This window comes from Cellulomonas bogoriensis 69B4 = DSM 16987, from assembly GCF_000767165.1.
GTDB classification, from domain to species: Bacteria; Actinomycetota; Actinomycetes; order Actinomycetales; family Cellulomonadaceae; genus Actinotalea; species Actinotalea bogoriensis.
Genome location: NZ_AXCZ01000298.1, coordinates 1 through 1,834, shown reverse-complemented (window position 1 = coordinate 1,834; position 1,834 = coordinate 1). Strand labels below are relative to the sequence as shown.

Sequence of the window (1,834 nt, the reverse complement as noted above, 5' to 3'; positions counted from 1 at the left end):
CATCGAGGAGATCACCGGCGGCGAGATCGGTGAAACGCTTCCCGGAGAAGCTGCCCCTGAGTCTCGACCTGAAGCTGGCGAGCGTGACGAAAGCGGCAACGCTGCGGCGTCCCCGTGGTTCTTGCTCGGGATCGGGCTATTCGCCATGGCGGTCGTCGCGGGAGTGCTAATTGCGATCGTAGTGATGCGTACGCGCAACAAGAGAGGACAGGTCTGATGCGGCGTTCTGAAGAACTGGCGCTGGTAGGCGAGTTGCCCACGGAAGCTGTCTGGGAGATCGGCAATGAGTACACGCACCTGAAGCACGGTGGCCAGAGGCTCTTTGTAGAGGCGCGTATGCGTTATCAACGGGCGCACGAGACGGGGATGGAGGGCGAGGCGGCGGAGCGCGCGACCCAGAAAATCGGTGAGATCTGCAGGACCGTCGGCCGAATCGCAGATGAGATCCGCGTGACCGGAGAAATTGTCGGGCAGGCGCAGAAGGCGATTCTGGAGGCGCGAGCCGCATATAACGATTTGCCTCCCGATCGGATCTCCCCCGCGGAGGAGGTGCGGATCCGTGCTGGTGGCGCACTGAGAGGGCTCCCTGGGGGGCTTCTTGGGGTTGGAGTCAGCTCCTACGCTGCGGATCAGGAAGTGCAGGAGGCAAACCAGCGACAGATGCGGATTCGTGACGCAGCAGCAGAGAGAGTCCTTATGCAGCTGAATAGTGAGATTCGCAACGCTGTCGACAGTCTCCCTCTTCACGACTCTGGGCGGTCGGGCTACACAGTGTCCGAAACGGGGGAAACTGGAAACGGGGGAGGGGCGGCACCGCCTGGAACAAGGATTTCGAGTACCTACGGCGGTAACGGTAGTCACGTGGGCGGCTCCGTCGGTGGAGGTTCAGCCCTCTTGGCCGGAGCCGGTGGTGGCGCCTACCAGGCTGATGAGCGAACCTGGTCGAACTCGGGTGCGGTCGATGGGCGAGACAGTGGCGTTGGCGGGGTGGGCGCCGCGAGCGCGACTGCCAGCGCTCCTAGCGGTGGGGCATTCACGTCGGCTGGCGGTGGCGCCGGTGGCTGGGCTGACGGATCGCTCCAGGGGACGGCGCCTGGTGCTGGTCAGGCTTCAGCTGGGGGCAGCGGACTAGGAACGGGCGGGGTGGGCGCTGCGGGTGGTGCGGCCGCCGGCGGTGCCGCAATCGGTGGTGCCGCAATGGGTGCAGCTGGCCTGGGCCGTGCAGGACTGTCAGCAGGCCTACCGGCTGGCACGCCTGGATCTCTCCGACCTGGGGGTTTGGGAGGTGCGGGCACCGGCGGTGCCGGCAGCGCCGGTGCCAGTGGTATAGGCACTGCGGGAGGCCGGCCAGGCGTCGGCGGGCTGGGTGGTGCTGGGAACGGTGCAGCAGGGCTCGGTGCTACGGGCGCGGGTGGGGCGGGTTCGGGCGCTGGAGCTGGCGGCAGGGGCCTTGGCTCGACGCTCGCAGGAGGCACCGGTGTGACCGGGTCCGGGACGCCGGGTCAAGCTGCTGGAGCCGGGGCGGGTGGCCGAGGCGGTCCGGTCGCCGCGGGGATGCCCATGGGCGGTGGTGCCGGTGCCGCACCCGGGCAGGAGAAGCGCCGCCGCCATGGCTTCGGGTACGCGGTTCCCGACTTCAGCACGCCTGAGGCGCCTACGCGGCATCCCTCGCAGATGGCTGGATCGCGGGACAACCTGCCGCAGCCGCCGCTGCAGGCCCGGCGCGAGGAAGAGGATGACTGGTAGGTCGAGCCTCCGAAGGCGGCGTCTCCTCGCACCGGTGGCTTGCGTGACCGTGGCCCTGGGCGCCTTCGTGGGCGCGGTCCCGGGTGCG

At 68.3% G+C, this 1,834-nt stretch carries 1 protein-coding gene; it reads left to right on the top strand.

Annotated features, from left to right (window positions below; genetic code table 11):
• Nucleotides 1–217 (top strand): hypothetical protein (locus N869_RS18635; RefSeq protein ID WP_232229807.1); only part of this gene is annotated, 217 nt, incomplete at its 5' end.
• Nucleotides 218–1,834 lie beyond the last annotated feature (1,617 nt).